Source organism: Rhodococcus sp. AG1013 (assembly GCF_003350365.1).
Taxonomy (GTDB): Bacteria; Actinomycetota; Actinomycetes; order Mycobacteriales; family Mycobacteriaceae; genus Prescottella.
In genome coordinates this window covers 432,522-448,027 of the sequence record NZ_QQAT01000002.1, presented here as the reverse complement: position 1 = coordinate 448,027, position 15,506 = coordinate 432,522, and the positions used below count along the sequence as shown (strand labels likewise).

Genomic DNA, 15,506 nt, shown 5'->3' with positions numbered 1-15,506 from the left:
CGACGGTCCACGACCATGCCACGACGAGCCGCCCACTCCGGGAGGATCCGGCCGATGGACGCTACGGTGGTCCTCGATGCACTCGAACGAGGACACGTGAGCTCGGCCGGATCCTCCGGCGGCGATGACGCATGCCCCGTCGACAACGGGAAGCTCGTCGCCGCCCGCCACGAGGAATCGGTTCACCTGCGAAAGTTGTTGGCGGACATCGCCGAAGGTGACCGCGCTGCGTTCGCGGACTTCTACGATCGGACCGGCGCGCGGGTGTACGGCATGGTCCTGCGGGTCCTGCGTGACCCCGGGTTCTCGGAGGAGACCACTCAGGAGGTCTACCTCCAGGTGTGGAGATCGGCCGGCAACTTCGATCCCGAACGCGGATCACCACTCTCGTGGCTGATGACGCTCGCCCACCGCCGCGCGGTCGACCGGGTGCGGTCGGAACAGTCCCACTCCGATCGTGAGGTGGTCTACGAGACCGCGAACCGCGTGGACGAGTTCGATCAGGTCACGGAGGAGGTGCAGCACCGCGCCGAACGGCAGGCAGTTCTGGACTGCCTCCAGGCGTTGACCGACATTCAACGACAATCGGTCACGCTCGCCTACTACGGCGGCCGGACGTACCGCGAGGTGGCGGCCGAACTCGGGGTGGCGGTGCCGACCGTGAAGTCACGGATCAGAGACGGATTGACAAGGCTCAGAGGCTGCCTGGGGGTGATATGAGATGGACGACGATCTGATCGAATGGGCGCACGCCTGTGCGCTGCACGCCCTCGACGACTCCGAGCGACGCGACCTCGACGCACGACTGGCGGAGGCGGACGAGGCGACTCGCGCCGAGTTCGACGCCGCGGTCCGGCTGGCCCGCGAGACGATGGCCGCCGCCAGCTCCCTCGTCGCAGTCACGCCGCCGGCATCCCTGCGCCACAATCTGATCCGTCAGGTCACGGGCGACGAACTCGCGGCCCGTCGGACGCCCGGGCGCCGATGGCGGATCGCGATCGCGTCCGTTGCCGCTGCGGTGGCACTGCTCGCCGGCGGCGTGGTCATCGGTCACCAGATCACGGAGACCCCGCCGACACCGTCGGTCACCGCGCAGATCCTCGACGCACCCGACATGCACTCGGTGACAGCCGAGATTCCGGGTGGCGGCACGGCCACCACGATGTACTCGAAGGACGCGAACGCGGCGATGCTGGTGATGAACGGTGTCACGCCGCCGAAGTCGGACACCGTCTACCAGATGTGGCTGGTACGTGGCGACGAGCCGGTGCCGGCCGGCACGATGGGCCCCGACCAGGTGTCCCCCACCACGACCGCGGTGCTCGAGGGCATCGACGGTGCCACCCAGCTCGGTTTCACGGTGGAACCGCCCGGCGGGTCGACGTCCCCGACGGGCGACATGTTCGCGTCCATCCCGCTCACCTGATCCGATGCGGGTCCCCGAAAGCCGAAGACCCCCGGACGAAACCGTCCGGGGGTCTTTCGTCTCAGCTGGTGCCGAGGAGATCAGTGAGCGTGGCCGTGGCCGGCGTCCGCTGCTTCCTCGGTGGGCTTCTCGACGACGGCGCTCTCGGTGGTGAGCACCATGCGCGCGACGGATGCCGCGTTGACGACAGCCGAACGCGTCACCTTGACCGGGTCGACGACACCGTCGGCGAGCAGGTCGCCGTAGGTGAGGGTCGCGGCGTTGAAGCCGTGGCCCTTGGGCGCCTCGGACACCTTGCTGACCACGACGGAACCGTCGACGCCTGCGTTGGTGGCGATCCAGAACAGCGGAGCGCGCAGCGCGGTGCGCACGACCTCGACACCGGTGGCCTCGTCACCCGAGAGCGACGCAGCCAGGTCGGTGAGGACCTGACCGGCCTGCACGATGGCGGAGCCGCCACCGGGGACGATGCCCTCCTCGACCGCAGCCTTGGCAGCGTTGACGGCATCCTCGACGCGGAACTTGCGCTCCTTGAGGTCCGTCTCGGTGGCTGCGCCGACCTTGATGACGGCGACGCCGCCGGCCAGCTTCGCGAGGCGCTCTTCGAGCTTCTCGCGGTCCCAGTCGGAGTCGGTGTTCTCGATCTCGCGCTTGAGCTGCGCGACGCGGGTGGCGATGTCGGCCTCGGTGCCGGCACCGTCGACGATGGTGGTCTCGTCCTTGGTGACGACGACGCGGCGTGCCGTGCCGAGCAGGTCGAGACCGGCTTCCTTGAGCGTGATGCCCATGTCCGTGTTGATCACGGTGCCGGCGGTGACGACGGCGAGGTCCTCGAGGAAGGCCTTGCGACGGTCACCGAAGAACGGCGCCTTGACGGCGACGGCCTTGAGCGTCTTGCGGATCGCGTTGACGACGAGCGTGGAGAGCACCTCGCCCTCGATGTCCTCGGCGATGATGAGGACCGGCTTGCCGGACTCGGCGATCTTCTCGAGCAGCGGCAGGAAGTCCGGCAGCGAGGTGATCTTGTCGCGGTACATCAGCACCAGCGCGTCCTCGAGAACGGCGCGCTGGGCGTCGATGTCGGTGACGAAGTACGGCGACAGGTAGCCCTTGTCGAACTGGACGCCCTCGGTGACGGCGAGCTCGGTGTGCAGGGTCGACGACTCCTCGACCGTGACGACACCGTCGACGCCGACTCGGGTCATGGCCTCGCCGACCAGCTCGCCGATCTCCGCGTCACGCGACGACACGGTGGCGACCTGTGCGATGGCCTCCTTGCCCTCGACCGGGGTGGCGGCCGCGAGCAGCGCCTCCGACACGGCGTCGGCGGCCTTGCTGATGCCGATGCCGAGGCCGATCGGGTTGGCTCCCGCGGCAACGTTCTTCAGGCCGGCCTTCACCAGCGCCTGCGCGAGAACGGTGGCGGTGGTGGTGCCGTCGCCCGCGACGTCGTTGGTCTTGGTGGCGACGCTCTTGACGAGCTGTGCGCCGAGGTTCTCGAACGGGTCCTCGAGCTCGATCTCGCGGGCGATGCTCACACCGTCGTTGGTGACGGTGGGGCCGCCGAATGCCTTGGCGAGCACGACGTGCCGACCGCGCGGGCCGAGGGTGACCTTGACGGCGTCGGCGAGCTGGTCGACGCCACGCTCGAGCGCGCGCCGGGCCTTCTCGTTGAACTCAATTTGCTTGGACATTGATTCAGCTACTCCTGGCTCAGGGTTTTCGTCCCGGAACGGATGTCAGGGTGTCGGCCGGAACGCACTCCGCCCCGGGTCCGATGCGGAACTCCGGGGCGGGAGGCGTAAGGCTTACTTCGCGACGACAGCCAGAACGTCGCGAGCCGACAGGATCAGGTACTCCTGGCCGGCGTACTTGATCTCGGTTCCGCCGTACTTGCTGTAGATGACGGTGTCGCCTTCCTGGACGTCCAGGGGGATGCGCTTCTCGCCATCCTCGTCCCAGCGGCCGGGACCAACAGCGACGACGGTGCCCTCCTGGGGCTTCTCCTTCGCCGTGTCGGGGATGACCAGGCCGGAGGCAGTCGTCGTCTCGGCCTCGTTGGCCTGGACGAGGATCTTGTCCTCGAGCGGCTTGATGTTCACGCTCGCCACGATGAGCCCTCCACTTTCAGGGGTTTGTCGGGCCCGAGGCTGTTCCTCGGACCACCATCAATTCAGTCACCACAGTGACTCTTCACGCGCCCCGTCGTCGCGGGTGCCGGGACTCGCTCAGTGTCGACTAGCACTCTATACATGAGAGTGCCAGCACTCAAGGGTGGCGTCCGCTCGAGCGCACTGACCCGAACGCAGACGTGGCGCCGGAGCGAGTGCTCCGGCGCCACCTCCAGCGAACGAATTCAGTACTGCGACGGCGTCTCCAGGACGGCCATCGTGCATCGCGAGATGCACACGAGCTTGCCCTCGTCGTTCACGATCTTGATCTCCCACACGTGCGTCTTGCGGCCCAATGCCAGCGGCGTCGCCTTGCCGTGCACCCAGCCCGAGCTCACGGGTCGGACGTGGTTGGCGTTGATCTCCATACCGACGCAATGGAACTTGCTGCGATCCACCGCGAAGATCGACGCCCAGCTGGCGAGGGTCTCGGCGAGCGCGACCGAGGCGCCACCGTGCAGCACGCCCGCGGGCTGCTTGGTGCGCTCGTCGACCGGCATCCGGCCCTCGAGCGAGTTCTCGGTCAGTTCCGTCAGCTCGATGCCGAGGTTGCGGTTGAGGGTGTCGACGCCCTTCTCGTTCGCGATCTCGATGGTGGGATCGCCGATCCAGATGCTCACGAGACCTTCACCACGACCTTGCCGTTGACGTCGCCGTCGATCATGGCCTGGAACCCGGAGTGGATGTCCTGCAACGGAATCACGCGGTCGATCTTGGGTCGCAGTCCGGTGGCGTCCATCATCCGCAGCATCGACACCAGCTCCGCCCGGGTGCAACCGGTGGACCCGAGGATGCGCTGCTGGAGGTAGAAGATGCGGGTGAGGTCGGCCGACGGGTTGGAGCCGGACGTCGCACCCGCGATGACGATGGTGCCCCCGGGACGCAGCGCGCGCATCGAGTGCGCCCACGTGGCCTCGCCGACGGTCTCGATCACCACGTCGACCTTCTCGGGCAGCCGGGCGCCGGCCTCGATCGCGGTGTGCGCACCGAGCTCGAGCGCGCTCGCACGCTTCTCGGCACTGCGGCTCGCGGCGTATACCTTGGCGCCCGCGGCGGCCGCCAGACTGATCGCGGCGGTCGCGACACCACCGCCGGCACCCTGCACCAGGACGCGGTCGCCGGCCTTGATCTGCGCCTGCGTGAACAGCATCCGGTACGCGGTGGTCCACGCGACCGGCAGGCACGCCGCCTCGTCGAACGACAGCCACTCGGGCTTGGGGATCAGGTTGCGCCGGGGCACCACGAGGTACTCGGCGAACGCACCGTCGTGCTGCTCGGACAGCAACGCACGACCGGGGTCGAGCGTCTCGTCGCCGCCACCACCGTCGGCATCGGCGATCACCGGGTAGACGATCACCTCGTTGCCGTCCTCGTCCACACCGGCCGCGTCGCAGCCCAGGATCATCGGGATCCGATCGGCCGGGTGACCGACGCCGCGCAGCGTCCACACGTCGTGCATGTTGAGCGCGGACGACCGCACCGCGACCTTGGCCCAACCGTCCGGAACGACCGGGTCGGGAACCTCGCGGAGTTCGAGACCGCTCAGCGGATCGTCCGCGTTCTGGGCGACGGCGACGGCTGCGAGCATGGATTCTCCTGTGCTGTCGGACACAACCGCCGGGTGCAGCGGTCGTGAAATACGTGTTCGGATACCCATGGTCGACGCCCGCCGGGCCCTCGCGCGAGAGACCGTGCCGTACCTCGGCACGCCCGCTGGCACTCGGTGTCGCCCCGACGGTCTCCTGTACGCATGCCAACTGACACCAGGGGCGCGCTGCATGCGGCAGTCCCCTCGCTCGCCGCAGAGCTTGCCGAGGCGGAGCGCACTCGGCGGCCGATCGCGCAACCGACCTCGTCCCACCCGGACCTCACCGTGGCCGACGCGTACGAGATCCAGCGCCGCAACATCGCGCGTCGGGTCGAGGCCGGCGAACGGGTCGTCGGCCGCAAGATCGGGCTGACGTCGCTCGCGATGCAGCGCCAACTCGGTGTCGACCAGCCCGACTTCGGCGCGATCCTCGACACGATGGTCGTCCCGCACGAGGGCGAGCAGGCCCTGGACGACCTCGTGGCCGCGCGCGCCGAGGCGGAGTTCACGTTCCGCCTCGCGAGCGACCTGGTGCCCGGCGAGTCCGCATTCACGTTCGAGCAGGTGCGCGATGCGGTCGGCGAGGTGATGCTCAGCCTCGAACTCATCGACAGCCGCATCGCCGACTGGAAGATCGGCCTCGTCGACACCGTCGCCGACAACGCGTCGAGCGCCCGTCTGGTTGCGGGTCCGGGTGTTCCCGCCACCCGGGAGCTCCTCGACACGCTCCCGGACCGGATCCTCACGCTCACCCGCGACGGCGAGACCGTCGGTGAGGGGCCCGGGTCCGCGGTGCTCGATCACCCGCTCAACGCCATTGTCTGGCTGGCAGATTCGCTCGCGCAGTACGGCGATCACCTGCGCGCGGGGGACCTCGTCCTGGCCGGCGCCGTCCACGCCGCGGTCCCGCTGGCCGCCGGCTCCACCTTCGGTGTCACCTCGCCGGGCCTGCCCGACGTCACCGTCCGCATCGTCTAGCTCGAAGGAAGACGACCTATGTGTACCTCCGACGGCAACGCCGTTCCCCAGGGTTCGATCCAGAGGCCGGCCGCCCTCACCAAGTTCGTGGACGTGTCCACGATGGTGGACGGCGACAACGGCTACGTCGACCGTGCGGTCTTCACCGACCACGCGATCTACCAGCAGGAGTTGCGCCGCATCTTCGCGCCCAGTTGGCTGTTCCTGGGCCACACGTCGCAGTTCGCCAAGCCGGGCGACTTCCTCACCACCTTCATGGGTGAGGATCCGGTGATCGTGTCGATGGGCAAGGACCGCAAGATCCGCGCGTTCCTCAACTCCTGCCGCCACCGCGGCGCCCGCGTGTGCCGCGCCGACTTCGGCGCCACCAAGAACTTCACGTGCACGTACCACGGCTGGAGCTTCGACACCGCCGGCAAGCTGGTCAGCGTCCCCAACGAGGCGGGCTACCCGGAGAGCTTCGACAAGAAGGACTGGGGCCTGGTCGAGGTCGCGCAGCTCGACACGTACCACGGCCTGGTCTTCGCGACGTGGAACCCCGACGCACCGCCGCTGAAGGAAGCACTCGGCGGGATGACCTACTACATGGACGCGATGCTCGACCGCGATCCCGAGGGCACGGTCGCCGTGGGCGGTATCCACAAGTGGGTGCTCGACGGCAACTGGAAGCTGGCGGCCGAGCAGTTCGCCACCGACTGGTACCACGTCAACATGTCGCACGCGTCGGCGCTGATGGTGCTCTCCCCCACCGGCCGTGGGCCGAAGGCCGAGATCGTCAACACGCCGGGCCGCCAGTTCAGCGATCCGATGGGGCACGGCGCCGGGTTCCCGACGCATCCGCGCAGCCGCTTCGACGCGCAGCCGGTGCACGAGTACTACGACTACGACGCGCTGCGTGAGCGCCTCGGCGACGAGCGCGTCGAGGGCCCGATGACCACGGGCCACGCGACCGTCTTCCCGAACTTCTCGTACCTGCCGGTCAACGGCAGCATCCGCGTCTGGCACCCGAAGGGCCCGGACAAGATGGAGGTCTGGGCGTGGACGATCGTCGACAAGTCCATGCCCGAGGAAGTGCGTGAGGCCCAGCGCCTGTACAACCTGCGCACGTTCGGTCCCAGCGGCATCTTCGAGCAGGACGACGGAGAGAACTGGAGCGAGTGCCAGGCCATCGCGGGCGGCTTCATCACCAACAGTGTGCCGCTCAACTACCAGATGGGCCTGGGCAGCGAGCGCGAGGACGGCGTCTACCCCGGCAAGACGAGCGAGCTGTACAGCGACGCCGCCGGCCGCGGTTTCTACCGACGCTGGGCAGAACTGATGAACACACCGGCATGGCACGAAAAGGGCGCGAAGTGAGCGAGACCATCACCAGGATCAAGGTCGGCGCGGTCGGCGACATCGAGGACGGCGAGGCGCTGGTCGTCGACGCCGAGCAGACCGGCACCGGCGAGCCGATCGCCGTCTTCCACGACGACGGCGAGTACTTCGCCCTGAACGACCGCTGCACCCACGGCGAGGCGTCGCTCGCCGACGGCTGGATCGAGGGCGGCCAGGTGGAATGCCCGCTGCACTCGGGCAGGTTCTGCCTGCGCACCGGCTCGGTGCTCTCGATGCCGGCCACCGAGGACGTCGCGGCCCACAAGGTCGAGGTCACCGACGACGAGATCTGGCTCTACCCCGGCCAGAACGCAGAGGCGCAGTGAGTACCCCCTCCGCAGTCGTCGTGGTCGGCGGCGGTCTGGCGGGAGTCAGCGCCGCCGGCGAACTGCGGGCCCGCGGCTTCGAGGGTGAGATCACCCTCGTCGACGGCGGACCCGCGCCGTACGACCGTCCGCCGCTGAGCAAGGCGTTCATGTTCGGTACCGCCGACGAGGCAGATCTCGCTCTCGCCAAGCCGGATTGGTATCTCGCACAGAGGGTCACGCTGCGCACCGGCGTCGCCGTGACGGCACTGAAGCCCGACGAGGGTGTGGTCGAACTGGCGGACGGCACTCGTCTGGACGCCGACGTGACGATCCTGACCACCGGCGCCGGCGCGCGCCCGTTGCCGGTGCCCGGCGGTGGCCTGCCGCAGGTCCACCTGCTGCGCACCATCGACGATGCCCGCGCCCTCAAGGCCCGCCTGGTACCCGGCGCTCGCCTGGTGGTGATCGGCGCGGGCCTGATCGGTGCCGAGACCGCTTCCGCCGCACTGCAGCTCGGAGCGTCCGTCACCCTGGTCGATCCGATCGATCCCCCCATCGCCCCCGCCGTGGGCCCGGAGCTCGCGCGCTACCTCCACGACCAGCACGCCGCCAACGGCATCGACGTGCACACGGCGGGCGTCGCCGAGATCCGCTCGACTGACGACGACAGCGTGGTCGTCGTCCTCACGACCGGCGACGAACTCCCCGCCGACGCGGTCCTGGTGGGCATCGGCTCGATCCCGTCGACCGAACTCGCGGAAACCGCGGGCCTCGACGTCGACGGCGGTGTCCTGGTGGACGAGAACCTGCGGACGAGCCATCCCGCGGTGTACGCCGCTGGTGACGTGGCACGCCGACGTGATGCCGACGGCACACTCCATCGTCGCGAGGAGCACTGGGAGGCAGCGCAGCTCAACGGACGCGCGGTGGCCGCCCGCGTCCTGGGAGAAGACCCCGAGCCCGAGTGCGCGGGGTGGTTCTGGTCCGACCGGCACGGCATCCACGTGCAGGGCGTCGGATCGATGACCGCCGAAGGCGAGACCGTGATCCGGCCGTACGCCGACGACGCCACCCGACCGCAGATGGCGTTCCGGGTCCGGGGCAACACCCTGGTCGGCGCCGCGTTCATCGACGGCGGCCCCGCCGTGCGGGCCGCGCGCATCATCATCGACCGCGCACTTCCCGTCGATCCGGCCGCGCTGGCCGACCCGACCGTGAACCTGCGCAAGCTCGCCAAAGGATGACTGACTCATGGCAACCGACACCACCCAGCCGACCACGCAGCGCCCCACCGCCGACGCCGACACCCACTTCCGGGTGCAGCAGCTGTACTTCCACGAAGCAGAGCTGATCGACGACGGCCGGTTCACCGACTGGCTCGACCTGCTGGCGGAGGACCTGCACTACTGGGCTCCCACCCGCACCAACCGCCTGCGGCGCCAGCAGTCGCTCGCGGTCGCCGCGCGCGGTGAGGCCGCATTCTTCGACGAGACCCGCGCCAGCCTGGCGTGGCGCATCCGCCGCTTCGACTCCGGCATGGCGTGGGCGGAGGATCCGCCGTCGCGCACCCGGCACCTGGTGAGCAACGTCGTGGTCCGCCACGCCGACGAGGACGAGCGCGAGATCGGCCAATGGCACGTCCGCTCGAACTTCCTCGTCTACCGCAACCGTCTCGAACGCGAGGTCGACATCTACTCGGGCGGACGCGAGGACATCCTCCGCGAGAACCCCGACGGCCCTCCCGGCTCGCTGCTCGTCGCCCGCCGCACGATCCTGCTCGACCAGAACGTGTTGCTGGCCAAGAACATCAGCACCTTCTTCTGATCGCGCCACGGCGACGATCCCATCCCGACACCGACTCTTCCCAGACACAGGAGCGCGTGAAACAGTGACAACGAATGCAGCGGCGGAGACAGCCCTGAGCACCCGCGAGGTCGAAACCTCGCTGGGCACCATCAAGGTGAGCGAGGCCGGCAGTGGCCCCGTCCTGGTGATGCTGCACGGCGGCGGCCCGGGCGCGTCGGCGATCGCCAACTACAGCCAGAACCTGCCGGCGCTGACGCCGCACTTCCGCGTTGTCCTGCCGGACCAGCCGGGCTTCGGCGGCAGCTACCGCCCCACCGACGGGGACCTGCACGAGCGCAGCATCACGCAGATCACCGTCGACGCACTGATCCAGACCCTCGATGCGATGGGCATCGAGAAGTTCCATCTCATGGGCAACAGCCTCGGCGGCGCCGCCGCGATCGCGCTCGCGCTCGCCGTCCCCGAGCGGGTGACCCGTCTGGTGCTGATGGCGCCGGGCGGCGGCTGGCTGCCGTTCGGCCCGACGCCGACTGAGGGCCAGAAGGCCATGTTCCGCTACTACAACGGCGGCGGCCCGAGCGTGAAGAAGATGAAGGACTTCGTCCGCACGATGGTCGCCGATCCCAAGCAGTTCGACGACGCGAACATCGAGGCCCGCTACGAGGCGTCGCTCGACGAGAGCCACATCGAGTTCTACCACCGCTACAACGCCGCGTTCGCCCGCCGCCACGGCATGGATCCGCTGTGGCGCAACGCCCACAAGATCAAGGCTCCGACGCTGCTGCTGTGGGGCACCGAGGACCGCACCATCACGTTCGAGGGCTCGCAGCTGATGCTCAAGCAGATCCCCGACGTGCAGTTGCACGCGTTCAGCAAGTGCGGCCACTGGGTCCAGGTCGAGCGTCAGAAGGAGTTCGAGCGGCTCGTGGCCGACTTCCTGGCGGACTGTTCGGGGGACGCATGACCGGGTGGCTCGAGGGCAACGTCGCCCTCATCACCGGCGGTGGCTCCGGGCTGGGCCGGGCGATCGCCGAGCGCTTCCTCGCCGAGGGTGCCTCCGTCGTGGTCGCCGACCGTGACACCGCCAAGCTGGACGACCTGATCGAGTCGGTCGGCGATCTCGCCGACCGGGTGCACACCGTCGAGGCCGACGTCCGGTCCACCACCGACCAGCATCGCGCGGTCACCGAGGCCGTCGCGCGCTTCGGTAAACTCGACACCCTGGTGCCGAACGCGGGTATCTGGGACTACCAGCGCAGCATCACCCGGCTGGACGGCGACGCGTTGTCCGCGGCGTTCGACGAGCTGTTCGCCATCAACGTCAAGGGCTATCTGCTGGCCGTCGAGGCGGGGTGGCGTGAGCTGGTCAAGACCCGCGGCAGCGTCGTGATGACGCTGTCGAACTCGGCCTTCTATCCGAACGGAGGCGGACCGCTGTACACCGCGAGCAAGCACGCCTGCCGCGGACTCGTGCTGGAACTGGCGTACGAGCTGGCTCCCAAGGTTCGCGTCAACGGTGTCGCGGCCGGCGGCATGCGCACCGACCTGCGCGGCCCCGAGTCGATCGGACTGGCCGACCGTTCCATCGAGGCGTCGTTCGCGCGCGGCACCACGACGGGTGACAACCCGCTCCTGCCGCTGCACGACGCGAGTGTCGAACCTGCCGATTTCACGGCGCCGTACGTGCTGCTGGCCTCCGCGGCCAACAGTTCCAACATCACCGGTGCGATCATTCCCGTCGACGGCGGCATCGCCGCTCGCGGATTCCGCACCGCAGCGGGCGGAGACGATCTGTGAGCACCGACAAGACCCCTGTGAACATCAGCCCCGCCCGTGCACTGCAGTCGCTGGGCCGGCTGCACGGCGCCAACACCGCCCTCATCTACGAGGGCCAGGAGCTGAACTACCGTGAGCTCACCGCGCGCGTGCACTCGGCGGCGCTGGCGCTGCACGCGGCGGGCGTCCGCAAGGGCGACCGGGTGGGCTACCTCGGCCTCAACAGCCCGACCTTCCTCGTGAGCTACCTCGCGTCGGCGTGGGTGGGCGCGGTCTTCGTGCCGGTCAACTTCCGGCTCGCTGCCGCCGAAATCGCCTACCAGCTGAGCGATTTCGGACCGCGTGTGCTGGTCGTCGAGCCCAGCCACATGCCGTTGGTCGACGAGATCGACCCGGCGGTGCTTCCGCCGCGGCTCATCGCGGTCGACAACGACGACGCGGTGCCGCTGACCGACGAGCCGTCCGAGCGCTGGGAGAAGCTGACGGCCGCACTCGAACGAGGCGCGGCACTCGAGGTGGAACTCACCCCGCTCCCCCGCTTCGCGGACGACCTGGCCGCGCTGATGTACACGTCGGGTACCACCGGACGCCCCAAGGGCGTCATGCTCACGCACGGCAACATCTGGTGGAACTCGTTCAACGTGGACTCCGTCGTGGACACCAACCGCCGCGACGTGAACCTCGCGGTGGCGCCGCTGTTCCACATCGGGTGCCTCAACTCGTTCACACTGCGCAGCCTCGCCCGCGGCGGTGCGACGCTGGTGCGCCGCACGTTCGACCCGGCCCGCACGCTCGCCGACCTGGTGGAGTACAAGATCAACACGATCTTCGCGGTGCCGGCCATGTTCTCGGCGATCGCCCAGTTGCCGCACTTCGCGGACGCTGACCTCTCGCACCTGCGCTCGGCGATCGTTGCCGGCGCGCCGGTGCCGCCCAGCCTGGTCAAGGAATACGGCCACCACGGTGTCGCACTGCAGCAGGCGTGGGGCCTGACCGAGACGGCGCCGTTCGCGACGTCACTGCCACCCGAGCGCACGCTCGAGCGGGCGTCGTCGGCGGGTCTACCGATGCCGTTCACGGAGATCAAGATCGTCGATCCGGTGACCGGTGCAACGCTCACCGAGCCCAACGCGGCCGGCGAGATCTGCGTGCGCGGACCGAACGTCACCCCGGGCTACTGGGCCAACCAGAAGGCCACGGACGCGGCGTTCGATGCCGAGAACTGGTTCCACTCGGGTGACCTCGGCTGCCTCGACGAGGAGGGATTCCTCTACATCGTCGACCGGATCAAGGACATGGTCATCACGGGCGGCGAGAACGTCTACCCGGCCGAGGTCGAACGGGTGCTCGTCGAGTACCCGGGCGTGACCGACGCGGCCGTCGTCGGCGCCCCGGACCCCAAGTGGGGCGAGATCGTCGTCGCGGTCCTCGTCGTGTCGACCGACACCGATCCGACGCTCGAGGAGATCCGCGAGTTCACCAGCGAGCGCCTCGCGCGGTACAAGCTCCCCAAGGAGCTGCTGGTGCTGGACTCGCTGCCGCGCAACGGATCCGGAAAGCTCGACAAGGTCTCGCTGCGCAAGCTGGCCGCCGACGGCCACGGCTCGCTGAGCCGATGAGCACGCCGGGCTGGCCGCTCACGTACAGCGTCACCGACGGTGACGCTCCGGTCGAGGTCCGCGCGCGGTACGCCGTGCGCGGGCCGCTCGGCAACGCGTACCCGGCCGGCATCGCCGACCTGGAGCTCGACATCCGTGGCCCGCGCGACGCCGAGACCCTGCGCGGGCTCGGGGAGCGGGTCCTTCGAGAGAACCCGGCCTGCCGACGCATCGTGCTGCCGGTCCCGGCCGGCGACCTGGCCGCGATCGCGTTCGCGGAGGACGCCGGGTTCCGGTACGTCGTCGACGTCGACGTCCCGGGCGAGCGCCGGGGGATCACGGAGCTCTCCCTCCTGGTCATGGAGCCCGGCTGGGTCGCCGACGCGCCGACCGCCGTCGACGACCTCCCCCTCTGATCACGCCGCACGGGCGGTGGGATTCCACCGAATCCCACCGCCCGGCTTACGTTTTCGGGGCCTCCCGCGGCGCCCCCATACGAGACACCTTCCGGTACATCCGTCAGTGCGTCGCCCCGGGTGCCGGCCTCGACTCATCGGTGTCACGCACTCTTACGGGCACTGGCACTGCAGATTCGACGTTACGGCCCATCCGCCTGCGAGCGCATCGCGGTACCCATTCAAGATCTCCTGCGCGTCGGACGACACGATTCGTCGTGGTCTCCTCGCCGGAATCGACTCCGAACCCATCGCAGCCCCGCCTTCCGACGCTGTCAGCGCACCTTCCCGAAACACCGACTGAGCGGCATCCCCCGATACTGCCCGTAGTTGTCGATCCGCGAGAATCGTGCGTGCAGGGCCACATCCGCGAACACCTGCAGGATCTGCTCCCGTGTCCTGACGGCAGGGCCCTATCGACTACCTCACACAAGCGCTCGCCCAAGCTCATCCGGAAGCGAGTCACAGAAATCCCGGTATGCGGCCGGCACTGTTCGAAGCTATGGCCCGGGGTTGCCTGCCGGGCCGATGGACAGAAGGAGTCGGACGAGTTCGGCCTGGCGGTGCGTGGTGGTCTTCTCGAAGATGTGCTGAAGATGGGTTCTGACGGTGGTGGTCGAGACGGAGAGTTCCTCGGCGATCGGCCTCAACCCATCGCCCTGAGCGACCCGCAGCGCGACCTCCGCCTCCGTGCTGGTGAGCGCGTACAGCCGGCGCAACATGGCGGTGTCCAATTTGGGTACGCGATCGGGGTCGTCGATCACCACGAGTGCGGTGGCCTTCGATGCGTCCAGTCCGATGGTTTCCTCGACGGTCTCCGCACTGAGAGGGACCACGTGAACTGCATATTCGCATCGTCCGGACGGGCGGGGGCAGGAGACTGAGCCTCCGGAGGAAACACCGTCGCCGTGTGCGTTCAGCGCGCGGTACATGAGAGAGCGGAGTTCTCGATCAGAACGCGTGAGGGACGCTGAAATAGATCCCTGCCGATCGAGGTGAAGGCCGTCGCCGGAAACGAAGATTCTCTCGGCTGCGGTGTTGAGGTGCAGAATCCGTGTGTCCGGTCCAATGATCACGATGCCGCGCGACACCTGCTCGAGCGCCGCGGACAGGTCGCGTTCACTCTGCGCAAGGTCCGCGAGTCTCGCTTGGGTGTGAATTGCCTGTTGTAGGTGCGGAATCAACTGTCGGAACGACGAAAGCCGATCGGTGGTTCCGAACGGTTCCGGGCCCCGCTCGGCGGCAACTCCCAGCCACGCGGTGTTGCTACCGCTGGTCAGTCGGACGAACAGGCCGTCCTCGAAATGATTGGGGCGGCACCAGTCGGCGTAGAACTCCGTGTTCACGTGGGGGTAGATCAACTCGGTGCCGGTGTGAATGATGCCGATCGGAGCGCTTTCCACGACTTCTGCCACATAGTCGAGTCGACCGTAGTACTCGTTGTAGGCGGCTTGCGCGGAAGGCTCACCACCGACCTGCCAGTCGGCTCGTCGCTTGCTCCTCGACGACGTCAGCAGGCCGGAACCGTGACCGTCGAAGGCGCGTACGAGACCGCGGAGTACCGAATTCCACTGTTCGGGAGCGAGGGCCGTCGCGTAGATGGCGGACACAAGGCGGGAGAATTCATCGACTCTGATCATCGACCACCCCTTGTGGAGGTCGGGTGCACAGCACGGGGTTCTTCGATTATCGCCGATTTCGTCTGTTTGCACGAGGTCGAATTCGGCAATGAGTGATGTTCTGGTTCTGGGCCTTCGAGCACGAATCCGAATTACATCCGCTTTCGGGACGATCATGGACCCACATCTACCCTGAAGCGCTTAGGGAGTCGCGATGGGAGCCGATGAAAACCCTTACTGGCCAATGCTTCCGGATGGATCTCGCTGGTGCACCTCACGTCGGACACCGACCGCTGCCGCCAAACTCGAATCCGATCCGGTCGCTTGCACCGCAGTCGTCAACCATTACTAATGGCGGTCCTCAGGCCGCGAAATCGCGTCCATAAGTGACCCACTACACTCGA

16 protein-coding genes are annotated in these 15,506 nt (G+C 68.2%); 11 read left to right on the top strand and 5 right to left on the bottom strand.

Features of this window, described 5'->3' with window-relative positions:
• Positions 1–54 precede the first annotated feature (54 nt).
• Positions 55–720, top strand: a complete 666-nt coding sequence (locus tag DEU38_RS04675; RefSeq protein ID WP_114718925.1) for a sigma-70 family RNA polymerase sigma factor — start codon at positions 55–57, stop codon at positions 718–720.
• Between the two features lies 1 nt (position 721).
• On the top strand, positions 722–1,426 hold the full coding sequence (locus DEU38_RS04670) for an anti-sigma factor (RefSeq protein WP_114718924.1): 705 nt from the start codon (positions 722–724) through the stop codon (positions 1,424–1,426).
• 80 nt (positions 1,427–1,506) lie between these two features.
• On the opposite strand, the gene groL is transcribed toward DEU38_RS04670, so the two are convergent.
• From groL to DEU38_RS04650, 4 genes are all read right to left on the bottom strand, one after another.
• On the bottom strand, positions 1,507–3,120 hold the full coding sequence (gene groL, locus DEU38_RS04665) for a chaperonin GroEL (RefSeq protein WP_114718923.1): 1,614 nt from the start codon (positions 3,118–3,120) through the stop codon (positions 1,507–1,509).
• A gap of 114 nt (positions 3,121–3,234) precedes the next feature.
• Positions 3,235–3,537 carry a co-chaperone GroES gene (groES, locus tag DEU38_RS04660; RefSeq protein WP_005518479.1) on the bottom strand — a complete coding sequence of 101 codons (303 nt, stop codon included), beginning with the start codon at positions 3,535–3,537 and terminating at the stop codon, positions 3,235–3,237.
• A 245-nt stretch (positions 3,538–3,782) separates the two neighbouring features.
• Positions 3,783–4,217, bottom strand: coding sequence for a PaaI family thioesterase (locus DEU38_RS04655; RefSeq protein WP_114718922.1), 435 nt, complete (start codon positions 4,215–4,217; stop codon positions 3,783–3,785).
• Positions 4,214–5,185 carry a zinc-binding dehydrogenase gene (locus DEU38_RS04650; RefSeq protein ID WP_114718921.1) on the bottom strand — a complete coding sequence of 324 codons (972 nt, stop codon included), beginning with the start codon at positions 5,183–5,185 and terminating at the stop codon, positions 4,214–4,216. The genes DEU38_RS04655 and DEU38_RS04650 overlap by 4 nt, the downstream gene beginning before the upstream one ends.
• Positions 5,186–5,347: 162 nt before the next feature.
• On the opposite strand from DEU38_RS04650, the gene DEU38_RS04645 reads away from it, so the two are divergent.
• From DEU38_RS04645 to DEU38_RS04605, 9 genes are all read left to right on the top strand, one after another.
• Entirely contained in the window at positions 5,348–6,163 is an 816-nt protein-coding gene (locus DEU38_RS04645; protein WP_114718920.1) for a 2-keto-4-pentenoate hydratase, read from the top strand.
• Between the two features lie 18 nt (positions 6,164–6,181).
• Complete coding sequence (locus tag DEU38_RS04640; RefSeq protein WP_114718919.1) at positions 6,182–7,519, top strand: aromatic ring-hydroxylating dioxygenase subunit alpha; 1,338 nt, start codon at positions 6,182–6,184, stop codon at positions 7,517–7,519.
• Positions 7,516–7,866, top strand: coding sequence for a bifunctional 3-phenylpropionate/cinnamic acid dioxygenase ferredoxin subunit (locus tag DEU38_RS04635; RefSeq protein ID WP_114718918.1), 351 nt, complete (start codon positions 7,516–7,518; stop codon positions 7,864–7,866). The genes DEU38_RS04640 and DEU38_RS04635 overlap by 4 nt, the downstream gene beginning before the upstream one ends.
• A complete protein-coding gene (locus DEU38_RS04630) occupies positions 7,863–9,092 on the top strand; it encodes an NAD(P)/FAD-dependent oxidoreductase (protein WP_114718917.1) in 1,230 nt (409 codons plus the stop codon). The genes DEU38_RS04635 and DEU38_RS04630 overlap by 4 nt, the downstream gene beginning before the upstream one ends.
• Positions 9,093–9,099: 7 nt before the next feature.
• Positions 9,100–9,672, top strand: a complete 573-nt coding sequence (locus DEU38_RS04625) for a 3-phenylpropionate/cinnamic acid dioxygenase subunit beta (protein WP_114718916.1) — start codon at positions 9,100–9,102, stop codon at positions 9,670–9,672.
• A 64-nt stretch (positions 9,673–9,736) separates the two neighbouring features.
• A complete protein-coding gene (locus DEU38_RS04620; protein ID WP_114718915.1) occupies positions 9,737–10,618 on the top strand; it encodes an alpha/beta fold hydrolase in 882 nt (293 codons plus the stop codon).
• Positions 10,615–11,451, top strand: a complete 837-nt coding sequence (hcaB, locus tag DEU38_RS04615) for a 3-(cis-5,6-dihydroxycyclohexa-1,3-dien-1-yl)propanoate dehydrogenase (protein ID WP_114718914.1) — start codon at positions 10,615–10,617, stop codon at positions 11,449–11,451. The genes DEU38_RS04620 and hcaB overlap by 4 nt, the downstream gene beginning before the upstream one ends.
• Positions 11,448–13,049: a long-chain fatty acid--CoA ligase gene (locus tag DEU38_RS04610; protein WP_114718913.1), complete on the top strand. Its 1,602-nt coding sequence runs from the start codon at positions 11,448–11,450 to the stop codon at positions 13,047–13,049. Before hcaB ends, DEU38_RS04610 begins: the two co-directional genes overlap by 4 nt.
• A complete protein-coding gene (locus DEU38_RS04605; RefSeq protein WP_114718912.1) occupies positions 13,046–13,444 on the top strand; it encodes a hypothetical protein in 399 nt (132 codons plus the stop codon). The genes DEU38_RS04610 and DEU38_RS04605 overlap by 4 nt, the downstream gene beginning before the upstream one ends.
• A gap of 539 nt (positions 13,445–13,983) precedes the next feature.
• Here the strand turns inward: DEU38_RS04605 and DEU38_RS04600 are convergent.
• Positions 13,984–15,279, bottom strand: coding sequence for a helix-turn-helix transcriptional regulator (locus DEU38_RS04600; protein ID WP_114718911.1), 1,296 nt, complete (start codon positions 15,277–15,279; stop codon positions 13,984–13,986).
• Positions 15,280–15,506: the final 227 nt, after the last annotated feature.

What these genes read in the sequence shown, in the direction of transcription:
- DEU38_RS04675 (WP_114718925.1), top strand. Translation starts at nt 55, where the DNA reads ATGGACGCTACGGTGGTCCTCGATGCACTCGAACGAGGACACGTGAGC.
- DEU38_RS04670 (WP_114718924.1), top strand. Translation starts at nt 722, where the DNA reads ATGGACGACGATCTGATCGAATGGGCGCACGCCTGTGCGCTGCACGCC.
- groL (WP_114718923.1), bottom strand. Translation starts at nt 3,120, where the DNA reads ATGTCCAAGCAAATTGAGTTCAACGAGAAGGCCCGGCGCGCGCTCGAG.
- DEU38_RS04650 (WP_114718921.1), bottom strand. Translation starts at nt 5,185, where the DNA reads ATGCTCGCAGCCGTCGCCGTCGCCCAGAACGCGGACGATCCGCTGAGC.
- DEU38_RS04645 (WP_114718920.1), top strand. Translation starts at nt 5,348, where the DNA reads ATGCCAACTGACACCAGGGGCGCGCTGCATGCGGCAGTCCCCTCGCTC.
- DEU38_RS04640 (WP_114718919.1), top strand. Translation starts at nt 6,182, where the DNA reads ATGTGTACCTCCGACGGCAACGCCGTTCCCCAGGGTTCGATCCAGAGG.
- DEU38_RS04625 (WP_114718916.1), top strand. Translation starts at nt 9,100, where the DNA reads ATGGCAACCGACACCACCCAGCCGACCACGCAGCGCCCCACCGCCGAC.
- hcaB (WP_114718914.1), top strand. Translation starts at nt 10,615, where the DNA reads ATGACCGGGTGGCTCGAGGGCAACGTCGCCCTCATCACCGGCGGTGGC.
- DEU38_RS04605 (WP_114718912.1), top strand. Translation starts at nt 13,046, where the DNA reads ATGAGCACGCCGGGCTGGCCGCTCACGTACAGCGTCACCGACGGTGAC.
- DEU38_RS04600 (WP_114718911.1), bottom strand. Translation starts at nt 15,279, where the DNA reads ATGATCGTCCCGAAAGCGGATGTAATTCGGATTCGTGCTCGAAGGCCC.